The 19,539-nt window shown below is 67.2% G+C and carries 20 protein-coding genes and 1 pseudogene; 3 read left to right on the plus strand and 18 right to left on the minus strand.

What is annotated here, in order from left to right:
- Nucleotides 1–4: 4 nt before the first annotated feature.
- Complete coding sequence (locus HNP02_RS23805) at nt 5–1,615, plus strand: 4-coumarate--CoA ligase family protein (RefSeq protein WP_184442930.1); 1,611 nt, start codon at nt 5–7, stop codon at nt 1,613–1,615.
- Here HNP02_RS23805 and HNP02_RS23810 read toward each other — a convergent pair.
- The 5 genes from HNP02_RS23810 to HNP02_RS23830 all read right to left on the minus strand — a co-directional run bounded on the left by HNP02_RS23810 (nt 1,612) and on the right by HNP02_RS23830 (nt 5,375).
- Nucleotides 1,612–2,496, minus strand: a complete 885-nt coding sequence (locus tag HNP02_RS23810) for a hypothetical protein (protein WP_184442931.1) — start codon at nt 2,494–2,496, stop codon at nt 1,612–1,614. The genes HNP02_RS23805 and HNP02_RS23810 overlap by 4 nt on opposite strands.
- A gap of 78 nt (nt 2,497–2,574) precedes the next feature.
- The gene (locus tag HNP02_RS23815; RefSeq protein ID WP_184442932.1) at nt 2,575–2,916 is read right to left on the minus strand and encodes a helix-turn-helix transcriptional regulator; all 342 of its coding nucleotides are present in this window, start codon (nt 2,914–2,916) and stop codon (nt 2,575–2,577) included.
- Complete coding sequence (locus tag HNP02_RS23820; protein ID WP_184442933.1) at nt 2,913–3,407, minus strand: SRPBCC family protein; 495 nt, start codon at nt 3,405–3,407, stop codon at nt 2,913–2,915. Before HNP02_RS23820 ends, HNP02_RS23815 begins: the two co-directional genes overlap by 4 nt.
- 77 nt (nt 3,408–3,484) lie before the next feature.
- On the minus strand, nt 3,485–4,306 hold the full coding sequence (locus HNP02_RS23825; protein WP_184442934.1) for an alpha/beta fold hydrolase: 822 nt from the start codon (nt 4,304–4,306) through the stop codon (nt 3,485–3,487).
- Nucleotides 4,307–4,364: 58 nt separating this feature from the next.
- Nucleotides 4,365–5,375 (minus strand): methionine synthase, encoded by a 1,011-nt coding sequence (locus HNP02_RS23830; RefSeq protein ID WP_184442935.1) that lies wholly within the window; start codon nt 5,373–5,375, stop codon nt 4,365–4,367.
- 46 nt (nt 5,376–5,421) lie between these two features.
- Between HNP02_RS23830 and HNP02_RS23835 the strand changes: the two genes are divergently transcribed.
- Nucleotides 5,422–6,075 (plus strand): sensor domain-containing protein, encoded by a 654-nt coding sequence (locus HNP02_RS23835; protein ID WP_184442936.1) that lies wholly within the window; start codon nt 5,422–5,424, stop codon nt 6,073–6,075.
- Here HNP02_RS23835 and HNP02_RS23840 read toward each other — a convergent pair.
- Complete coding sequence (locus HNP02_RS23840; protein WP_184442937.1) at nt 6,072–6,494, minus strand: hypothetical protein; 423 nt, start codon at nt 6,492–6,494, stop codon at nt 6,072–6,074. The two genes, HNP02_RS23835 and HNP02_RS23840, sit on opposite strands and share 4 nt — an antisense overlap.
- Nucleotides 6,495–6,523: 29 nt before the next feature.
- Here HNP02_RS23840 and HNP02_RS23845 point away from each other — a divergent pair, with 29 nt between their 5' ends.
- Nucleotides 6,524–7,960, plus strand: a complete 1,437-nt coding sequence (locus HNP02_RS23845; protein WP_184442938.1) for a PLP-dependent aminotransferase family protein — start codon at nt 6,524–6,526, stop codon at nt 7,958–7,960.
- A gap of 146 nt (nt 7,961–8,106) precedes the next feature.
- Here the strand turns inward: HNP02_RS23845 and HNP02_RS23850 are convergent, their stop codons facing one another.
- The 12 genes and pseudogenes from HNP02_RS23850 to HNP02_RS23905 form a co-directional block, all read right to left on the minus strand.
- Nucleotides 8,107–8,502, minus strand: a complete 396-nt coding sequence (locus HNP02_RS23850) for a PIN domain-containing protein (RefSeq protein ID WP_184442939.1) — start codon at nt 8,500–8,502, stop codon at nt 8,107–8,109.
- Nucleotides 8,499–8,798, minus strand: coding sequence for a type II toxin-antitoxin system Phd/YefM family antitoxin (locus HNP02_RS23855; RefSeq protein ID WP_184442940.1), 300 nt, complete (start codon nt 8,796–8,798; stop codon nt 8,499–8,501). The genes HNP02_RS23850 and HNP02_RS23855 overlap by 4 nt, the downstream gene beginning before the upstream one ends.
- A gap of 140 nt (nt 8,799–8,938) precedes the next feature.
- Nucleotides 8,939–10,015: a tRNA 2-thiouridine(34) synthase MnmA gene (gene mnmA / locus HNP02_RS23860; RefSeq protein ID WP_184443011.1), complete on the minus strand. Its 1,077-nt coding sequence runs from the start codon at nt 10,013–10,015 to the stop codon at nt 8,939–8,941.
- Between the two features lie 8 nt (nt 10,016–10,023).
- Entirely contained in the window at nt 10,024–11,211 is a 1,188-nt protein-coding gene (locus tag HNP02_RS23865; RefSeq protein ID WP_184442941.1) for a cysteine desulfurase family protein, read from the minus strand.
- A 113-nt stretch (nt 11,212–11,324) separates the two neighbouring features.
- A complete protein-coding gene (locus tag HNP02_RS23870) occupies nt 11,325–12,176 on the minus strand; it encodes a 1-acyl-sn-glycerol-3-phosphate acyltransferase (RefSeq protein WP_184442942.1) in 852 nt (283 codons plus the stop codon).
- Nucleotides 12,173–13,036 (minus strand): GNAT family N-acetyltransferase, encoded by an 864-nt coding sequence (locus HNP02_RS23875; protein WP_184442943.1) that lies wholly within the window; start codon nt 13,034–13,036, stop codon nt 12,173–12,175. Before HNP02_RS23875 ends, HNP02_RS23870 begins: the two co-directional genes overlap by 4 nt.
- 157 nt (nt 13,037–13,193) lie before the next feature.
- The gene (gene derI1, locus HNP02_RS23880; RefSeq protein WP_184442944.1) at nt 13,194–13,658 is read right to left on the minus strand and encodes a D-erythrulose 4-phosphate isomerase DerI1; all 465 of its coding nucleotides are present in this window, start codon (nt 13,656–13,658) and stop codon (nt 13,194–13,196) included.
- Nucleotides 13,655–15,397: a D-erythrulose 4-kinase gene (gene derK / locus HNP02_RS23885; RefSeq protein WP_184442945.1), complete on the minus strand. Its 1,743-nt coding sequence runs from the start codon at nt 15,395–15,397 to the stop codon at nt 13,655–13,657. Before derK ends, derI1 begins: the two co-directional genes overlap by 4 nt.
- Nucleotides 15,394–16,558 (minus strand): annotated as a pseudogene (locus HNP02_RS23890) (ABC transporter ATP-binding protein). Before HNP02_RS23890 ends, derK begins: the two are co-directional and overlap by 4 nt.
- Entirely contained in the window at nt 16,558–17,682 is a 1,125-nt protein-coding gene (locus HNP02_RS23895) for an ABC transporter ATP-binding protein (protein WP_184442946.1), read from the minus strand. The pseudogene HNP02_RS23890 and the gene HNP02_RS23895 overlap by 1 nt, the downstream one beginning before the upstream one ends.
- The gene (locus HNP02_RS23900; RefSeq protein ID WP_184442947.1) at nt 17,682–18,572 is read right to left on the minus strand and encodes a carbohydrate ABC transporter permease; all 891 of its coding nucleotides are present in this window, start codon (nt 18,570–18,572) and stop codon (nt 17,682–17,684) included. The genes HNP02_RS23895 and HNP02_RS23900 overlap by 1 nt, the downstream gene beginning before the upstream one ends.
- Before the next feature lie 4 nt (nt 18,573–18,576).
- Nucleotides 18,577–19,533: a carbohydrate ABC transporter permease gene (locus tag HNP02_RS23905; protein ID WP_184442948.1), complete on the minus strand. Its 957-nt coding sequence runs from the start codon at nt 19,531–19,533 to the stop codon at nt 18,577–18,579.
- Nucleotides 19,534–19,539: the final 6 nt, after the last annotated feature.

The following is a 19,539-nucleotide window of genomic DNA, read 5'->3' on the forward strand; positions in this document are numbered from 1 at the left end:
CAAGATGAGTTTCGCGAGCCCATACCCCCAGGTCCACATCCCGACAACCAGTGTTTACGACTATCTCTTCGGTGGCCTCACCGAGAAGGACGCCGATCGAATCGCGTTGGTCGACGCGAAGTCCGGCGCCGAGCTGACCTACGGCGAGATGCTCGCCCGCATCGATGCCTTCGCCGGCGCGCTGGCGCAACGCGGCATCGGAGTCGGCGACGTCGTCGGCCTACTCGCCCCGAACAGTTCCACGTTCGCTATCGCGTTCCACGGCATCCTGCGTGCCGGCGCGACCGCCACCACCATCAATGCGCTGTTCACGGCGAAGGACATCGCCAAGCAGCTCACGGATTCGCGAGCCAAGGCCCTCGTCACGGTGACGCCGCTACTGGCTCAGGCGGCCGACGGAGCTGCCTCCATCGGGCTGTCCGACGCCTCGGTGATGGTGCTCGACGGTTCCGGCGCTGCGGTCGACGGTCATCCCAATGCCGACGACCTGCTTGGGCCCGGACATCCCGCACCGGACGTGTCGTTCGACCCGTCGACGCATCTGGCAGTGCTGCCCTACAGCTCGGGCACGACCGGAAATCCCAAGGGCGTGATGCTGACTCATCGCAACCTGGCTGCCAACGTCGCGCAGATTCGGCCGCTGCAGGGCATGGCCGCCGACGACCGGATCCTGGCCGTGCTGCCGTTCTTCCACATCTATGGCATGACCGTGCTGCTCAACGCGGCACTGCACGCCCGTGCCCGCCTCGTCATCATGCCGAGTTTCGACCTCGCCGAATTCCTTGGCAACATCGCAGATCACCAGTGCAGCCACGCGTTCATCGCCCCGCCGGTGGCCGTCGCGCTTGCCAAGCACCCGCTGGTCGAGAGATTCGATCTGTCGAGTCTGCGTAGCATCATGTCCGGCGCCGCGCCGCTGGACCAGGACCTCGGGCACGCGGTGTCGGAGCGGCTCGGCTGCCAGGTCGTCCAGGGGTACGGGATGAGCGAACTGAGCCCGGTCAGCCATGTCACCCCGTTCGACGGCGGGCGGGAGATGATCGGGTCGACGGCGCCGCTGAACTCGTGCGGCTGGACGGTGCCCAACGCGGTGAGCAAGATCGTCGACCCCGAGACCGGCGCCGAAATCGATCCGCCCGCTTCAGGACTCAGCGAGACCGGCGAGCTCTGGTTCTCCGGGCCCAACGTGATGGCCGGGTACCTTGGCAACGAGCAGGCCACCAGAGAGACCATCGACGACGACGGCTTCCTGCACACCGGCGACCTCGCGCGCGTCGACTCCACCGGGTGCGTCTACATCGTCGATCGGCTCAAGGAGCTGATCAAGTACAAGGGGTACCAGGTGCCGCCCGCCGAACTCGAGGCGGTGTTGCTCGCCCATCCGCAGATCGCCGATGTCGCGGTGATCGGTGTCCGGGACGTCGACTCGGGCGAAGAGGTGCCAAAGGCGTTCGTGGTCAAGCAGCCCGGCGCTGAGCTCACGGCAACGGAGGTGATGGAGTTCGTCGCCGATCAGGTCGCGCCGTACAAGAAGATCCGGCAGGTGGAGTTCATCGACGCCATCCCGAAGACGGCGTCGGGCAAGATCCTGCGCAAGGACCTGCGAACGGCCTAGTGCCGAATCAGTTGTGCGGCAGCCCTACTCGCGCGTGCCTGTCGGTAGCCTAGCCATGCGCCCGCGATGGGCGCGAGGAAGAGTCCCGCGAGGCCGAACAGGAGGCCGCCGGGCTGACCAGGTGCAGCGGCAGCCCACAGCGACGCCACCATTCGTTCGGCGGGTGCCACGTCGAGCCGGTCGGTCGGCGGTAGGTGCGTCGCGGCCGGCTGGGTCACGGCCGGCGCCACATTCGGGGTGGTACCGGTCGATCTTGGTGCGCGCTCGGGCCGCCCCGTCAGGATGCCCGGTGAGCGCCCGTTGCCGACCGTCACGGCCGTTGGGGTAACAGGCGGTGTGGCCGTGACAGGGCTCGCGCCACCGCCTCCGGAGACGGGGCGAGCGGGCACGGCGGGGACTGCCGGAATGGGTGCCAGGGTGGCGGGGGTCGCCACACCGGCCGCCCTGCGGGCCGTCACCGGCGACTCCACCACCGTCACCGGGGGGGTGGTCACGGCCTCAGATCGGCTGGTGGTGGTTCCGGTGCGTGTCGTTTCTCCGGATTGGTTCGGCTTGAGCGTGCCGGTGCGGTTCGCGCCGTCTGAGGGTTTGAGACTGCTGGGGTCGTTCCAGCGATTTGGGCCGGTCGTGCCACCGGATCCGACGGGGTCGTCGTCGCGTTGCCAACCGCCATCGTCGTCCCGGCCCTGGCCACCCCTCTGACCGTCACGGTCGCGAAAGTCTCGGTCACCTTCGCGCGAATTGCCGCCGCGCTGGGAGTTGTTCCCACCGTGTGAGTGACCGGGATCAGCCGATACGACGGGGATGGCGGCACCGCCGACCAGCAAGAACGCGGCGACCGTCCCCGCACCGGCAATGGTGAGTAGCTTCGATCGGGCCATAGTCCCTTCCCGACCAACTGGGAACTGGCGCATCTCCCCCATTCTGGCACGGTTGGCGAACTGGGTCGCGCCGCTTCATCAGATGTCCGAAGGATCCTCGACGAAGGCCTGCAAACGTTCGACTGCGTGATCCCAGCGATTCGACAACTGACTGAGGTAATCGCCGGCCTGCACCAGCGGCTGGGTCCGAACCGTCCAGATGCGCTCGCGGCCGTGTTTGCGGCTGTGCACCAAACCCACTGCTTCGAGCATCGACAGGTGCTTGCTCACTGCCTGTCGACTCACCGGAATCACTTGCATGACTTGCGAAGTCGACGACGGCCCACCGTCACACAGCCGAGCGAACACGCTCAGCCTCGTCGGGTCACCCAGGGCGTCGAACAGGGGTGCGGCTCCGTCGAGAGCCGCAGATGTGGTCACACTCGTTCGCCGAGTGCGAGGTACTTCTGCACCAGTCGGGTCTGCGCCTCCCAGCCTCCGCTGTTCGCATCGAATGCGGCGGCACGCCGGTCCTCGGGAATGGCGTCGAACCCGGATTCGACGATCTTGAGCAGGACTCCGTCAGGTGATTCGGTCAAGGTGAACTCGACGAGGGTCGTCGGTTCCTTGGAGTAGTCGGCGCCTGGCTCGACGGCGTAGGGATGCCAGCGGAACGCCAGCCGCCGTTGCGGTTCGATGGAGACGATCTGCCAGGTGTCGGAGTGGCCGGCATGGGGTTCCTGCTGCCGGGCGACGTCATAGTCGACGGTTGTCGGAGTAATCACCCCGGTGACGGACTCCCCCTCGACGAATGGGCCATCGAAGCGGACGCCGAACCAACGGCCGAACTCGGACGAATCGCCGATCGCCCGCCAGACCCGGTCCAGCGGAGCGCGGAGCAGAACTTCCTTCTCGATCCGATCAGTACTCATTATTCAACCTCCTCTTGGTCACCTTTCACGGTAACGAGAGGTGTCGATAAATGCAACCATTTAGTTGCCTATCATCGTCACGTCGCCGAGGAGGTCAGCCATCCCCGGATCAGATTGCCGAGGGCGACGGGTGCGTCGTACTGCATCAGGTGGCCAGCCTCGGGCACCTCGGTGAAGGTGGCGCCGGGTATCAGGTCGGCCAGTCGACGACCCGTCTCGAGAGGAATCCACCCGTCGTCGGCGCCCCATACCACCTTCACCGGCATGGACAGATCTCCCAGCCGCTGCTCGTTCTCCACCAGGAATCGTTCGTCGTACTGGGCGATTTGGCGATAGAACGCGGGCTGCCCCGCGTGAGTGATCCATGGAGCAACGAGCGTCGCGAGGTCGCCGTCTCGCAGACGATGGTGGCTCGCGCCTTGGATGTAGGCGCGCAGGATCGCCTCGTGGATGTAGCGGGGAAGCGCGTCGAGCGTCGTCGGATGATCCTGCACGAACCGGAAGAACGGTGAGCCGCTTGGCGGGATCGCGACGACGTCGACCAGCATCAGCGACGCATAGGTAGCCTGCTCGACCAACGTCGCACGCAGCGATACCCCGCCGCCGAAGTCGTGCGCAACGACGTGTGGTCGTTCGAGTTGCCAATGGTCGAGCAGGGCCGTGAACGCCTTGGCATGCGCGTCGAAGTCGACGGCGTGATCACGGTCCTTCGATGACTGCCCATAGCCGGGCATGTCCCACAGGTGCACCGTGAAGTCATCGCTGAGCGCATCCGCGTAGCGCGTCCACACCGCCGAGGAGAACGGAGTTCCGTGGCAGAAGACCACGTCGGGGCCGGTGCCGCCTCGCCCACACGCAATCGTCCGTCCCTGCCACTCAAACCGTTCGGTCAGCTCCATGAATCGAGCCAACCACACCGGCTAGAGCAGCCTCGAGTGCTTGAATTCGCGGATTCGCCTATACCGCGTCGGGGTCCTCGGCGAACGCGTCGGCCGCCTTCTGCGCGAGCTCGATCGCCAGGCGAGCCCACTCCGGCGTGGCGCCGGCCAGCCCACACGCGGGCGTGATGCCGACGCGGTCGTGCAGCACTTCCCGCGAGAAGCCGAGTCGGTCGGTGACGGCAGCCGCTGCCTTGGCTACCTCCCTGGCCGACGGCAGAGCGGCGGGCGCAGTCGACGGCACGACGCCCAACACGACCGTGCGGGCCGATTCGACGAACTCCCCGATACCGTCGAGGTCGGCGGCGGTGAGCGTTGAAACGTCCACGGAAATGGCATGAAGTGTGCTGCGCTGCAATATCTTCCACGGAAGGTCCGATGCGCAGCTGTGCAGGACGACCTCGCCACCCACGGTCGCCACGCACTCGTCGAGGAGCGCAGTGGCCACCGCCTCGTCGACCGGGTGCACCGGCGAGAAGCTGGTCACCCCCGTCAGTCGACCCGCCAGCGCGGCAGGTAGCAGCGGTTCGTCGAACTGGACGACGACCGTCGTCTCGAGCCGTCGGGTCAGCTCGGCCCGGTGGGCCGCCACGCCTTCGGCGAGCGAACCGGCCAGGTCACGCAGCGCGCCGCGATCGGTAATGGCGCGGTGGCCGCCGGGCAGTTCGAGCTGGGCAGCCAGCGTGATCGGGCCGGGCGCCTGGACCTTCACCGTCCGCGTGCTGCCGCGCAACCCGGCTTTCTCCCAGGCCTCCTCGAGTGCATCGACGTCTTCGCCGAGCAGGCTGATGGCGCGGCGGGTCACCGCGCCACGACCGCTGGCGATGCGGTAGCCGCGCGGCACCGTGTCGATGCCGATGGCGACGAGTAACGCGCCGGCGCGACCGATCATGTCGGCCCCCACCCCGCGAGCCGGCAACTCGACCACGTGGGTCAGGGTGTGCAACTCGCCGACCACCACTTCGGCGGCCTCGCGCGCGGACGAGCCTGGCCAGGAACCGATGCCGGTCGCCGCGGCGAAAACACTCACTCGGCCAACAGTATTCGATGGCCAGGCAAACGCGTTAGTCTCAGCCATGCCCGCGTCGGCCAGAACGCTACTGGTGGTGTGTGCCGTAGCCCTGAGCATGGCAGGGACGACGTCGTGCACGCACACCGTCACCGGCAACGCGATCCGGTCGGTGCGGGGCTTCGACGACGAATCTCGATCGCCGGTCGACGTCGACCGCGTTCTGCTCGAACAGTCGCAGATGCGGGCCATCACGGGCGCGGGCGAGGACCTCACGGTGATTCCGAGCATGGACGGCAAGCTGCCCGTCGACATCGATCTGATGGCCGACGCCGTTCCCCCGCCCTGCCGGTGGTACTTCGCCGAGACGCAGACGTTCGGACCCGACGTCGAGGAGTTCCACAAGACGACCTATCAAGACCCGCCAGAAGGGGCGCTGATCTCGCAGGGAGCCGCCGCCTACCGCAACCCGGACGCCGCGCGCCGCGCGTTCGACGGCCTCGTCGAGCTGATGGATCAGTGCGCCTCGACGCCCATCGGCCCGACGCTCGTCGGCGAGCGGACTGCAACGGACGACTCGGTACAGACCCGCACGGGCAACCGGTGCGGGCGCGACTACCGGTTGAAGTCGGTCGTGCTCGTCGAGGTGACGTTCTGCACGTTCCCCGACTCGGTGCCCGACATCGTGCTGACCAACATCATGGAGAAGGTGCCGGGTTAACGCTCCGCGATCCACGTCCGTGCGCGATCGATGGTCGCATCGCGTTCGAATCGGTCCGCCACCCACACCGTGGAGCGAACCGTTCCACGGTCGCCGTAGCGCGCCATGATGTCGACGTGATGGGGCAGGCTGATGAACCGCTCCAAGTCGGCCTCGCTGGCCCACACCGAGATGGAACCGCCACGCGACGTGGCAGGCAGCATCCACAGCCATAGCCCCACCGCTCCGGGCATCGCGTACCAGCCGGCACCCATCCGCAGGCCGTTGACGCCGACGCCAGGGAGTGCCGTTCTGTGATGAGCCAAGAATTCGGTGACGCTGACCACGACGGAATCCTCACCGGGGTCATGGGGTCCGGCCATCCATGGGGTGATCATCGGGGCCGCTACCGCCATGGTGGCGATTCTCGTCGAGGGCATGCCTCTAGGTTGGCCGCTACGATTGGTGTGTGTCACGGTCCAATGCAGAACTATTCGAACAGACCAATTCTGACGACGCCGGCTTCCCGACGGACCTCCTACTCGCCCTGGACCGGTCCGAGCGCCGCGGATTGCGCGAACAGTTGCAGCAGCAATTGCGGTCGGCGATCCAAGAGGGGAAGCTGCCCGCGGGGACGTTGCTTCCCGCGTCACGAACACTGGCAAGCGATCTCGGCGTCGCTCGCAGCGTGGTGGTCGACGCATACGAGCACCTCGTCGCCGACGGCTACCTGGGTGGGCGCCAGGGATCCGGCACCCGAGTTCTGACAACCGCCCAGCCGCCTCTCACAGCGCCAACGGTACGAAGCGAAACGGTCAACGAAGTCCGCTTCGTCGGCGGACTGCCGGATCCGGCACTGTTCCCGCGGGTCGAGTGGCTGCGCCACTACCGGGCGGCGGTGCACGACGTGCCGAATCATGAACTGGGCTACCCAGGTCCGCTCGGTGCCCTGCCGTTGCGAGTGGCACTCGCGAACTACCTGGGCCGGGTACGTGGCGTAGCGGCCGACCCCGATCGGATGATGATCACGGCGGGCCTGACGCAGGCCCTGGTGTTGGTCTGCCGGGCGTTGCGGCGCCGTGGTGTCGAAGCGGTGGCGGTCGAAGACCCGTGCTTCGGGCTGCATCGCGAGGCCATCCTCAACACCGGTCTGCGGGTGACGCCCGTTTCGGTGGACGGCGACGGCATCGACGTGGCGCGGCTGGCGGAACAGAAGGTCGGTGCCGTGTTGGTGGCACCCGCGCATTCGTATCCGACAGGAGCGGTGTTGAGCGCGCAGCGGCGCGCGGCGCTCGTCGAATGGGCTCACGACCACGCTGGGCTGGTCATCGAGGACGACTACGACGCGGAGTTCCGATACGACCGTGCACCGATCGGCGCCCTTCAAGGCCTGGCACCGGAGCAGGTGGCCTATGCGGGGTGTGCGAGCAAGACCCTCACTCCTGCACTGCGGCTGGGCTGGATCGTGTTGCCACGCAGGCTCGTCGACGACGTCATTCGCGAGAAGGTGCTCGACGACATGGGAACGACGATGCTCGAGCAGCTGGCGCTGGCGCGATTCGTCAGCGGCGGTGGACTCACCCGCCATCTCCGTCGGGTTCGTCCGATCTATCGGCGTCGACGCGACGCGACGCTGGATGTGATCTCGACGGCGCTGCCCGGTGCACTGCCCACAGGCGTCGCCGCGGGCTTGCATCTGTACGTGCAGTTGCCGAGTGGAATCGACGAATCGGGCCTCGTCGAGGACGCCCGCCGCCGGGGTCTGCACATCGAGGGAGCGAGTTGGCATTTCAGCGATGCCCGTTCTGCGCCACCGGCTTTGGTTCTCGGCTACGGCTCGATCGACGAGGCCGCGATTCGCAGCGGGCTAGCGTTACTCGGATCGATTTACGACGAGCGACGCTAGCCTTAGCTGTCCGGAGTCGCTGTTCGCACCATGCGGACCTGTTGGCGCCCATACGCTATACGGGTGCACGCGTTGTGGCCGCTGACGGGCCGTTCGGAGGAGACTCAAGCCCACGCAAAAGTTTCGACGACCGTTGATTGAGCGCTTCATAACAGCACGACTTCGAGGACTGATTCCAGCCCGGTGAAGTCGGAGGCGTTGCGGGTTGCCAAGGCTGCATTGTCGGCGACGGCAACCGCTGCGATCATGAGGTCCACCCGGCGGCGCCCGCCCGCTGCCTTTCCGGCCGCGGAGACGGTGGCGCACAGTTCTCGATAGACGTCAGCCTCGCGCTGCGTAAACGGCAGACCGTCTCCGTAGGCGGCACGCAACTTGATCAAGTCCAGTCGAGCACGGGCCGCAACGCTTGGGTCTGGGTGTGTGGTGCCTTCGCTGAATTCGGCGAAAACGATTGCCGAGACGAAGAGTTCGTGGCGTCCAGGTGGCAGTCGGTCCCAGTCAGGCTGTTGGATGAGCAGATTGGTGTCCAGGTGTATGTTCACTCACCCACGTGTCCCGACTCGTTGCGCCCGCGCTCCACGATTCGCAGCATTTCCTGTTCGTAGCTCTCTGGCTTTTGGCTGTCGTACACGCCGGAGCTGACAATCTGATCGGGGGTCGCGCCGCGACGGCGTTCAGGCTCGGCGCCGCGGCCGCTGGCGTCGCCCTTGCCGATGAGGACTCCGGTGTCTTTTCCGTGATTGGTCACGCGGTAGGTCGTTCCGCCTTCTGCCGCTTCGATGATCCGTGAGGCGTGTTGCCGGAGCTCCCGGATTCCAATGCTTTCGACGTCCTGCATCCCGCCAGAGTAGCACAATAGTAGCGCATTTGTAGCACATTGATTCCACTAAACGGGGCGTGCGTAGGTTGGCCAAAGAACGCGGCAGAGCGCGCCGGTAGGGCAGACGTGCACCAACAGGGAGCGCGCCGTTCCAAGGCCTAGGACGTGGTGGCACCGATGGTCGCGCTGCCGATCACTTCGTCGCCGTCGGCATCAGGGCGGTAGAGCACCATCGTCTGCCCGGGGGCCACGCCGCGCAGCGGGCTGCGGAGGGCGGCCATCAGCACTCCGTCGCGCAGTTCGGCGACGGCCGTGGCGAGGCCGCCGTGGGCGCGGACCTGTACCTCGCACTCCACTGGGCCGGTGGGCGCGAAACCTGAAGTGAACACCGGCCGTTCACCGGTCAGCGTCCACACGTCGAGCTCGGCGGCATCGCCGACGTGCACGGTGCCGCTCTCGGCGTCGATTCCGGTCACGTAGCGCGGACGGCCGTCGGGCCCAGGACCTGCGATGCCAAGACCCTTGCGCTGACCGATCGTGAAGCCGTGCACGCCATCGTGTTCGGCCAGCACGGTGCCGCCGCCATCGACCACCGATCCGTGGCGTACCCCGATCCGGGCGCCGAGGAACGCCTGAGTGTCACCGGACGGGATGAAGCAAATGTCATGGCTATCGGGCTTGTCGGCGACGGCCAGCCCACGCTGAGCGGCTTCCTCGCGGATCCGTGGCTTGGGGGTGTCACCGATCGGGAACACCGCGTGCCGCAACTGCTCTGCGGTGAGCACGCCCAGCACGTAGGACTGATCCTTGTCGCCGTCGACGGCGCGGCGCAGGCGGCCATCCGACAGCCGCGCGTAGTGCCCGGTGGCGACGGCGTCGAACCCCAACGCCAGTGCGCGGGCGTACAAGGCCGAGAACTTGATCCGCTCGTTGCAGCGGACGCATGGGTTCGGGGTCTCGCCACGTGCATAGGACTCCACGAAGTCGTCGATCACGTCTTCTTTGAAGCGGTCGGCGAAATCCCAAACATAGAACGGGATGTCGAGGATGTCGGCGACACGTCGCGCATCCCCGGCGTCCTCCTTGGAGCAGCATCCGCGAGAGCCCGTTCGCAGGGTTCCCGGTGCCGACGACAACGCCAGGTGCACGCCGACGACGTCGTGCCCGGCGTCGACCATGCGGGCGGCGGCCACCGAGGAGTCCACACCGCCGCTCATCGCGACCAGAACGCGCATCATCGCCACTACTTTCGTGAACCCGCGCTGGCCAGCGCGGCCTGCCGGGCCCGTGCCACCGCGGCGGGCAACACGGCAATCGCCGCGTCGACGTCGGCCTCGGTGCTGGTGTGTCCCAACGACAGTCGCAGCGATCCCCTGGCACTGGCCGGGTCGGCGCCCATCGCGATCAAGACGTGTGACGGCTGCGCGACTCCGGCGGTACACGCCGAGCCGGTCGAGCACTCGATGCCCTTGGCGTCCAGCAGCATCAGCAGCGCGTCGCCCTCGCACCCGCGGAAGGTGAAGTGCGCATTGCCAGGCAGGCGCTGCGCACCGACGGCGCCATTGAGGTAGACGTCGTCGATCGCGTCGAGAACGCCATCGATCAACCGGTCCCGCAGCGCCGAGATCCTGCACCGGTAGCCGTCGAGTCCATCCACCGCGATGCGGGCGGCTGCGGCCATGGCGACCGCGCCTGCGACATCCGGTGTGCCGGAGCGGACGTCGCGCTCCTGTCCCCCGCCGTGCAGCAACGGCACGCACGCGGTGTCACGGCGCAGCAGCAGGGCGCCGACACCGGTTGGACCGCCGAACTTGTGCGCGGCCACGCTCATCGCCGAAAGGCCACTCGCCGCGAAGTCGACCGGTAGTTGGCCGACCGCCTGGATCGCGTCGCTATGCATCGGAATGTCGAACTCCGCCGCGACGGCCGCCAATTCTGCGATCGGCATGATGGTGCCGACCTCGTTGTTCGCCCACATGATCGAGATCAGGGCGACGTCGTCGTGTTCGGCAAGTGCCTCGCGCAATGCCGCCGCGGTGACCGAGCCGTCGGGGCCGATCGGCAGCCACGTCACCTCGGCGTGCTCGTGCTCGGCAAGCCATTCGATCGCGTCGAGAACCGCGTGGTGCTCGATGGGCGTGGTGATGATCCTGCGGCGGCGCGGGTCGGCGTCACGTCGCGCCCAGAAGATGCCCTTGACGGCCAGGTTGTCGCTCTCGGTGCCGCCGGCAGTGAAGATCACCTCGGACGGCCTGCCGCCCAGCAGCTGGGCCAGCGTCTCGCGCGCTTCCTCCATGCGCCGGCGCGCTGCCCTGCCCGTGGTGTGCAGCGACGATGCGTTGCCGACCGTCGCCAGCACCGCCGTCATCGCCTCGATGGCAGCGGGGTGCATCGGGGTAGTGGCGGCGTGATCGAGGTAGACGGCGCTCATAACCCGCCCAGTTTACGGGCCGGGCCACCGACTGCCCCATTGCACCAACCGCAGTTGATCCACGACCGCCTCAGAAGGGGCGTCCACACCCGCTTCGCCTGCAAACGAGCCGGTCAGGCGACCAGCTTGTGTCCTCCGGTCACGTGAACCGCCCGCGAGGAGGTCCCGCGCACCGCCGACTCGCATCGCGCGGCCAGATCGCGCCGGTCGTCACCCGGCAGCTGCAGCGACTGGACCTGCACGTGGCACACCGTGCGCCTGGCCGTGATCACCCGGCGCACGGAAGCCATCAGCGAGTCGTCGCCGATGAACGCGGGCACGGTCGACGGCGCACCGTCGCGATGGTGGTAGGTCAGGCGCAGCGGCTGCACCGGGCGGCCCGCGTCGACTGCGGACTGGAACATGGCCGGCCGGAACGGGCCGTAGCCCAGTCCGCACCACGTGGTGCCCTCCGGGAACGCCACGACGGTCTGCCCGGCCCGCAGTCTGTCGGCGACGGCCTGCACCACGGCGGGAAGGCGGCGCAGGTTGGCCCGTTCGATCGGGATGACCTTCATGAGGCGTGCCAGGAAGCCAAGTGCGGGCCAGTCCACCAGGTCGGCGCGCGTCACGAACGAGCCCGGCAATACGGCACCGATGGTGAACACGTCGACCCAGGACACGTGGCCGCTGACCACCAGCACGCCGGACAGGTTGCGAATCGGGCCACCGGACACCGTGATTCGCACCCCGAGGCATCGCAACATCATTCGGCAGTAGATGCGCTGGGCCTTAGACTTGCCGGGCATGGGAACCGCGAGCAGCGCAGCCGCGGGGAGGATCACCATGGCGCACGCGATGCGGACCGAGGTGCGCAGTGCGACGACCGCGCGTCGAGATCCGTGTGAGGCGTCGCACCGGATGCAGGAGGAGTCGCAGGACGCCCGCGGCAGCCACGGGTTGTCGGTCAGCGCGTGACTGCTCATCGTGACGCTCCGTCGCCCAAGCTGGTAGCCATGGCCCCTGCCATTTCGTCGGCCTGGGAGACCGAACGCAGTCTCTTGAGGTAGCGCACGTCGGCCTGACTCTTGTCCAGCAGTGCAGGGAAGTCGCCTACCCCGAAGTCGGGGTCGTGGGCGGGGTCGCCGCAGACCCGCGCACCCAGGCGCAGGTAACCGCGCATGAGTGGTGGAACGGTCAGCCGGCCAGGCGGTTCGATGTCTTCGAGGCCTCTGCCGTCCACCGTCACCGGCCGGTACGGGTGCACGACGTACTCGGAGGCATGCCTGCGCCGGACGAAGTCGCGGACACCGCGGATCTGGGTGCCCGGCGTCTCGTCGGGACCGCCCTGGACCGGGACCGACACGCAGCCGGTGACGTAGTCGTATCCGCAGCGATCGAGGTAGGCCAGGATTCCGGCCCACATCAGCAGGACCACGGCGCCGTTGCGGTGGTCGTCGCGGACCACGGCGCGGCCCATCTCGACCAGCGACGGCCGCAGCGGGTCGAGCGCGCTGACGTCGAATTCCGTTGCCGTGTAAAGGCCGCCAGCGGCGATGGCGCCGGGTGGCGGAAGCATCCGGTAGCACCCGACGAGTTCACCGGAGGTGTCCTCGCGAACGAGCAGGTGATCGCAGAACTCGTCGAAGCGGTCGGCGTCACGACCACCGGAGTCGCCCTTGAGCTCGAAGCCCGGTTCTGAGGTGAACACCTGGTGACGGAGTCGCTGCGCGGCGTCGACGAGGTCTGGGTCGGTGGACAACAGCAGGGTGTAGCGCGGCCCGGTCACGTCCGAGGCGGCGGCGTCGGTTTCATCAGCGGCTATGAGTACGGATGCAGTGCTCATGAGGTGCACGTTCGCTGAGTCGTCGGGCCTGATGGCAATCAGGGCGTGACGTGTTCGTGCACTCTGGGTGACGAGTTGCCCTCGAGCAGGTCCCGAAAAGTGCTACTTCGGCGCAGTTTCGCCCGGTCAGCGACCGCTAACGCGCCGAATCACCCGATCAGGTGTGCTGCGGCTCATAGCCTTCGATCGCCTCGACCTTGTCCGCTGACGCGCTCTGAGGGTCGAATTCGTAATTCAGCCACTCGCGGGCCAGCCGCCGGGCCAGTTCCAGGCCCACGACCCGCTGCCCGAAGCAGAGCACCTGGGCATTGTTCGACAGCACCGACCGCTCCACCGAGAAGCTGTCGTGCGCGGTGACGGCCCGGATGCCAGGAACCTTGTTCGCGCTGATCGCCACGCCCAACCCGGTGCCGCACACCAGCAGCGCTCGGTCGGCCTTGCCCTCGGCGACCAGCCGGGCGGCCGCAACGGCGACGTGCGGATAGGCGGTGTGCTCGTCGGCGCCTACACCGACGTCGATGACCTCGCCGACGCGGTCATCGGCCAACAGATCGCCCTTGAGCGACTCCTTGTACTCGAATCCGGCGTCATCGCAACCGACGACGATGCGCAGTGGGGTCATGAGACGTCTCCCTTCGCAGTCAGGACGAAGCACTCCGCGACCGCGTGTGCGCACATCGCCAGCGACGTGGCGCCCGCATCGACGGTGCCGACGCTGCGTTCGGCCAGCGGACGAGCCCGACCGACCTTGGGCCGCAATTCCGCAGTGGCGCTGGCGGCGTCGGTGGCGACGTCGGCGGCCGACCGCCACGCCTGCTGCCACGGCTCACCGGCCGCGACCCCGCGCTGCAACTCGTCGACGAACGGCAGCAGCGCATCGAGCATGGTCTTGTCCCCCGGCGCCGCGCCGCCGAGCCGAACCAGCGCGTCGTACCCGTCACGCATGCCTGCGCCGACCGCGTCCGAGTCCGGCCGGCCGGTGTCACCGAGCCGCGCACCCAGCGCGTTGAGCAGCGCACCCCACAGCACGCCGGAGGTGCCGCCCGCCTTCGACGCCCACTCCTTGCCTGCTGCAGTGAGCACCGAACCCTGACCTGCGCCGTCCTGCACGGCTTTTGCGGCGGCATCACGCGCGGCAGCGGACCCCTTGACCATGCCGCGACCGTGGTCGCCGTCACCGGCGACGGCGTCGATGCGGCCCAGTTCGTCTTCGGCGTCGGCCAGCATCGCGGCCATCGCGTCCAGCGCCCTGGCGACGAGTGCTCCCCCGGAGCGGCCGTCGTCGTCGGCGAGTTCGGCCAGATGCGGTGTGACGACGGCTGCGTCGGCGGCATCGGTGCGGCGCTCACCCGAATCGGACGTGGCCGCAACGCCCTTGCGGTAGGCCGGGGTGTCGGCCGGTGCGGTCCAGTACTTCTCGAGTTCGTCGTCGAGCCACATCACGGTCAGCGAGCAGCCTGCCATGTCCAGGCTGGTGACCAGTTCACCGACCTCGGGTTCGACGATCTCGTAGTCACGTTCGCGGAGCAGGCGCGCCATCGTGCCCCACACCACGAACAGCTCCTCGTACTTGGTGCGGCCAAGACCGTTGAGGATCACCGCGATTCGCTTCGATGCGGTGGCTGGCCGGTCGTCGAGCACCCCGTCGACGAGCGTCACCGCCAGATCGGCGGCCGACGGCATCGGTTCGTCGGCCACTCCTGGCTCGCCGTGAATGCCGAGGCCGACGCCCATCTGATTGTCGGGGACGGTGAACAACGGATGGTCGGCGCCGGGCAGCGTGCAGCCGTCGAATGCGACACCCAAGGTCCGGGTGGCGGCATTGGCGGCTTCCGCGACGCGGATGACACCCGCCAGGTCCAGCCCGTCCTCCGCGGCCGCGGATGCACATTTGAAGACGGTGAAATCGCCTGCGATGCCGCGCCGTTTGGCCTCCTCGCCCTTTGGCGCGCTGGCGATGTCGTCGGTGACGGCGAAGTAGTGCGCATCGATGCCCTCGCTGCGCAACTGGGTGACGGCAAGGCCGAAGTTCATCACGTCACCGGCATAGTTGCCAGTGGTGAGCAGCACTCCGGCGTCGCCGTGCGCGGCACGGGCCACCGACGCGGCATCCTCGGCCGATGGCGAGGTGAAGATGTTGCCGACCACTGCACCATCGGCGAAGCCGGTTCCGACGGTTCCGCAGAACGCCGGGTAGTGCCCGGATCCGCCACCGATCACCACGGCCACCTTGCCTGGCGGGGTCTCGCGTGCCCGGACCACTCCGCCGGGCACCCCGACGACGTAGGACGCGTTGGCGTCGAGGAATCCGGCGAGCATGTCCTCGGTGAACCGGGCGGGATCATCGAACAGCTTGGTCATCGGAGTCGCTCCCCCGTGTCGGTGTCGAACAGGTACACCCGCTCGGGCGGAGCGTTCACCACGACCCGCCGTTCGGGCTCGTAGCTCTCCTGACCGGGTGTCTGCACGACGATGCCCTCCTCCACTCCGGCGACGGTGCTGGTGGCCAGCCCGAACTCGAGAAGGTGCTCGAAATAGGCCACGGTGGAGCGGATCCCGAGGCCGTGCCCGGTGGATAGCTCGCAGTCCTGCGGCCGGATCCCAACCGTGACCCTGGTGCCGTCGGCGATCCCGGTCGCCGCGGTCTCCAGAACGTCTGCACCCGAGCCGATCTCGACGCGCAGCCGGCCGTTCTCGGCCCGGACGGTTCCGCGCAGCACGTTGATCTGCGGCTCACCGACGAACTGGGCGACGAACAGGTTCGCGGGGTCGTCGAACACCTCGTCGGGGGTGCCGAACTGTTGCACCACCCCGGCGTCCATCACCGCGAGCCGATCGGCCAGCGACAACGCCTCGACCTGGTCGTGGGTGACGACGATGGTGGTGTAGCCGAATTCGCGCTGCAGCACGCTTCAGTTCGCGACGGACCCGTTGGCGTGCAGAGGCATCGAGGTGACTCAACGGCTCGTCGAGGAGCAGCACCGGGGGATTCCTGACCAGTGCCCGCGCCAGCGCGACGCGCTGCTTCTGACCGCTGGACAGGCCGGCGGGCCGCAGCTCGAGCAGGTCGTCCATCTCCAGTCGTTGGCTGATCGATCCGACCATCTGCTCGGCGCCCTTCACCTTGCGCGCCTTCAGCCCGTACAGCAGATTCTCGCGGACCGACAATGGCGGGTATAGCGCGTAGCTCTCGAAGCCGACGCCGATGCCGCGCTTGGATGCGGGCAACTGCGAGACCTCCCGGTCGCCGATGCGGATCGATCCGCTGGTCACGGTCTCCAGGCCGGCGATCATCCGCAATGTGGTGGTCTTCCCGCAGCCGGACGGACCGAGCAGCGCGACCAGCTCGCCCGGTTCGATCGCCAGGTCGATGCCGTTGACTGCGGTGACGCTCTCCCTGCCGCGGGAGGCGTAGGTCTTCACCAGGTCGGTCAGCGCCAGACTCTGCGCGGTGGTGGTGGCCGGGCGTTCGGCCGTGGTGGTCGCGCCAGGGGCAGGAGCGGAGCGACCGGGGGAATTCATCACAGGACGGCCTCCAGAGTGTTGTCGTCCGCACCCAACCGTGCGGTGTCACCGTCGCCCGCTGCGAAGACGTGAACGTCGTTGTCGGCGACCGTCATCGACACCCGGGAACCCTCGCCGACGCCTTCGCGGCCCGACGACAGCACGATGAGTTGCTCACCTCCGACGTCCACCGTCAGCTCGATGTTGCGGCCGAGACGCTCGGCCAGCCGCACCGGGCCACTCAGCCGGGCCGACGTCGATTCCGCACCGACGACGTGGATGTCGCAGGGCCGCAGCCCCACCCGCACCCGGTCGCCCGTCGAGCGGCGGACATCGGCAGGCAACGGCAGGTCGAACGCGGCGGAGTCACTGCCCAACCGGATCCGGCCGTCGTCGACGACGCCGTCGAGGATGTTGATCTCGGGCTGCCCGAGGGCACGCGCGACGAACGTGTCCGCGGGCCGACGCCAAATCTCCTCGGGCGTACCGATCTGTACGAGCGAGCCCTCCCGCAGGACGGCGATCCGATCCCCGAGCGCCAGCGCCTCCTGGTAGTCATGGGTGACGTAGACCGTCGTGGTCTTCGACATCGCCCCGAGTTGCTTCAGCTCGGCGCGCATCGCCGCCCGCAGTTTGGCGTCCAGGTGACTCAGTGGTTCGTCGAGCAGATAAACGTCCGCGGGCCGCACCAGCACGCGGCCAAGGGCCACCCGCTGCCGCTGCCCGTTGGACAGCTCCCGCGGAAAGCGCTTGAGCAGAGCGTTGATTCCGAGTGTCGTGGTCACCTGGTCGATCCGCTCGGCGCGTTGCGCATCGCTGAAACGCCCCGACCGCCCAGATCTCAATGGCGAGGCCAGGTTCTCGCTGACGGTCTTCTGCGGGTACAGCGCGTAGCTCTCGAAGGCCATCGCGACGTTGCGGTGGTACGGCTCGACCCTGGTGACGTCGTTGCCACCGATGGTCACCGTGCCTGCGTCGATGTCGACGAGGCCGGCGATCGACTTCAGCGTCGTCGTCTTGCCTGCGCCACTGGGGCCCAGGATGACGAAGAACTCGCCGTCGACGATGTCGACCGAGAGGTCGGTCACCGCCCTGGTCTTTCCGAAGGACTTGGACAGGCCCTTGAGCGATACGGTGGCCATCAGGCCTTCACCGCCCCGAATGACAGCCCCCGCACAAGGTATCTCTGGATGGTGAGGGCGAGGATCAGTGGCGGCAGCGCGGCGATGATCGCCGCGGCGGCCGTCAGGTTGTAGTACGCCTGCCCACCACCGCCGAGGAACTTGGTGATCGCGACGGTGACCGTGCCCGCGTTGCTATCGGCCAGAATCAGCGGGAACACGTAGTTGTTCCAGGCGAAGATGAACGCCAGCAGCGCCGCAGCCGCGATGCCGGGACGCACGATCGGCAGCGCCACCATCACGAATGCCCGCGTCCTGGTGTAGCCGTCCAGCAGCGCCGCCTGCTCCAGATCGGCTGGCAGGTCCTCGAAGTAGGACCGCAGGATCCACACCACCAACGGCATGGTGACCAGCTGTAACACCCAGATCATGCCGACCTTGGTGTCGAACAACCCGATCTGGTTGTAGATCACGAAAAGCGGGACGATGACCATCAGCTCGGGCGCGAACCGGAACGACAACATCTGGAACATCAAGTCGTTGCTGCCCTTGTACTTCCAGCGGCCAGCCGCGTATGCGGCGGGAATGCCGATCACCAGCGAGACGATCACAGCGCCACCGCAGTTGAGCAGGCTGGTCAGCAGTGCGGCCTTGAAGTCGACGCTGGTCATCTGGGTGCCCTTGTCGGACAGCACCGTCGCGAAGTTCGACCAGGTCGGGCTGAACTGGAAGTAGGTGGTGGTCTGCTCCTCGGCGTTCTTCAGCGCAAGGATCACCATCCACGCAATGGGGAAGAGCGAGAACAGGAACCAGCCGATCAGACCGACGTCGGCGACCACCGATCCCAGCGACAGCCGCTTCTGGCCGGGCAGGAGTTCACTTCGGCCCGGCCTGAATTTGGTGAGGTTCATGGTCTTAGGACTCCGCTCCCGCAGCGCGGCGCTGCGCCTTTCCGAGCACGCTGACCAGGTAGCGCGCGGTGATGAACACGATGATCCAGAGCAGCAGCATGTAGGTGCTGCCACGGGAGTAGTCGAGGTTGATGATCGAGTCCTCGAACGCGCCGATCTGCAGCGTCCGGGTGGCCACCCCCGGGCCGCCGGCCGTGAGCACGTAGATGTGGTCGAAGACCTTGAGGTTGTCCATGAATCGGAAGATCACCGCGACCAGGATGTAGGGCCACAACATCGGCAGCATCAGCTTGCGGAACATGTAGAACCAGCTGGCACCGTCGACCTCCGAGGCCTCGAACGGCTCCTTGGGCAGGGACCGGATACCGGCCAGCACCAGGATCGCCACGAACGGCGTGAAGATCCACAGGTCCACCAGGATCACCGAGAACAGCGCGGTGCTGCTGGACAGCCAGTCGAACGTGTTGCCAAGCCCCAGAACGTGATTGAGGATCCCGAACTGCGGATTGAACATCAGCTTCCAGATGACGCCGGCGATCACCGGTGCGATCATCAGCGGCAGGATCAGAACCTTCTCGAAGATCTTGCCGATGAACGACGAGCGGTTGAGCAACAGCGCCAGGCCGACGCCGAGCGTCGTCTCCACCGCAGTGGCGACGACGGCGAAGATGGCCGTGGTCCGCACGCTCGACCAGAAGACCTGATCGCCGAGGACCGACTTGAAGTTGTCGAACCAGACGAAGTGCGGGTTCGGGTTGACCGCCGCATAATTCAGGAAGGCGTAGTACGCACCGACCACGAACGGGTAGAGGATGCCGATGACGATTACCAGCGCGGGGATCGACAGTAGGTAGGGCCGCAGTTTGCGCCGCCACGTGGGGATCTCGGGTAGCACACGGCTCGGCGCCTTGGCAGGTTGCTCCGGTCTGGTCGCCTGCGCCTTGGGTGTCTGCGTTGTCATGTATGC

Source organism: Mycobacterium sp. AZCC_0083, from assembly GCF_014202335.1.
In the GTDB taxonomy this organism is placed as follows: Bacteria; Actinomycetota; Actinomycetes; order Mycobacteriales; family Mycobacteriaceae; genus Mycobacterium.

Excerpts from the sequence above, each read along its gene's own strand:
- HNP02_RS23805 (WP_184442930.1), top strand. The coding sequence starts at position 5 with ATGAGTTTCGCGAGCCCATACCCCCAGGTCCACATCCCGACAACCAGT.
- HNP02_RS23810 (WP_184442931.1), bottom strand. The coding sequence starts at position 2,496 with ATGGCCCGATCGAAGCTACTCACCATTGCCGGTGCGGGGACGGTCGCC.
- HNP02_RS23820 (WP_184442933.1), bottom strand. The coding sequence starts at position 3,407 with ATGAGTACTGATCGGATCGAGAAGGAAGTTCTGCTCCGCGCTCCGCTG.
- HNP02_RS23825 (WP_184442934.1), bottom strand. The coding sequence starts at position 4,306 with ATGGAGCTGACCGAACGGTTTGAGTGGCAGGGACGGACGATTGCGTGT.
- HNP02_RS23835 (WP_184442936.1), top strand. The coding sequence starts at position 5,422 with ATGCCCGCGTCGGCCAGAACGCTACTGGTGGTGTGTGCCGTAGCCCTG.
- HNP02_RS23840 (WP_184442937.1), bottom strand. The coding sequence starts at position 6,494 with ATGCCCTCGACGAGAATCGCCACCATGGCGGTAGCGGCCCCGATGATC.
- HNP02_RS23855 (WP_184442940.1), bottom strand. The coding sequence starts at position 8,798 with ATGCAGGACGTCGAAAGCATTGGAATCCGGGAGCTCCGGCAACACGCC.
- mnmA (WP_184443011.1), bottom strand. The coding sequence starts at position 10,015 with ATGCGCGTTCTGGTCGCGATGAGCGGCGGTGTGGACTCCTCGGTGGCC.
- HNP02_RS23865 (WP_184442941.1), bottom strand. The coding sequence starts at position 11,211 with ATGAGCGCCGTCTACCTCGATCACGCCGCCACTACCCCGATGCACCCC.
- HNP02_RS23870 (WP_184442942.1), bottom strand. The coding sequence starts at position 12,176 with ATGAGCAGTCACGCGCTGACCGACAACCCGTGGCTGCCGCGGGCGTCC.
- HNP02_RS23875 (WP_184442943.1), bottom strand. The coding sequence starts at position 13,036 with ATGAGCACTGCATCCGTACTCATAGCCGCTGATGAAACCGACGCCGCC.
- derI1 (WP_184442944.1), bottom strand. The coding sequence starts at position 13,658 with ATGACCCCACTGCGCATCGTCGTCGGTTGCGATGACGCCGGATTCGAG.
- derK (WP_184442945.1), bottom strand. The coding sequence starts at position 15,397 with ATGACCAAGCTGTTCGATGATCCCGCCCGGTTCACCGAGGACATGCTC.
- HNP02_RS23895 (WP_184442946.1), bottom strand. The coding sequence starts at position 17,682 with ATGGCCACCGTATCGCTCAAGGGCCTGTCCAAGTCCTTCGGAAAGACC.
- HNP02_RS23900 (WP_184442947.1), bottom strand. The coding sequence starts at position 18,572 with ATGAACCTCACCAAATTCAGGCCGGGCCGAAGTGAACTCCTGCCCGGC.
- HNP02_RS23905 (WP_184442948.1), bottom strand. The coding sequence starts at position 19,533 with ATGACAACGCAGACACCCAAGGCGCAGGCGACCAGACCGGAGCAACCT.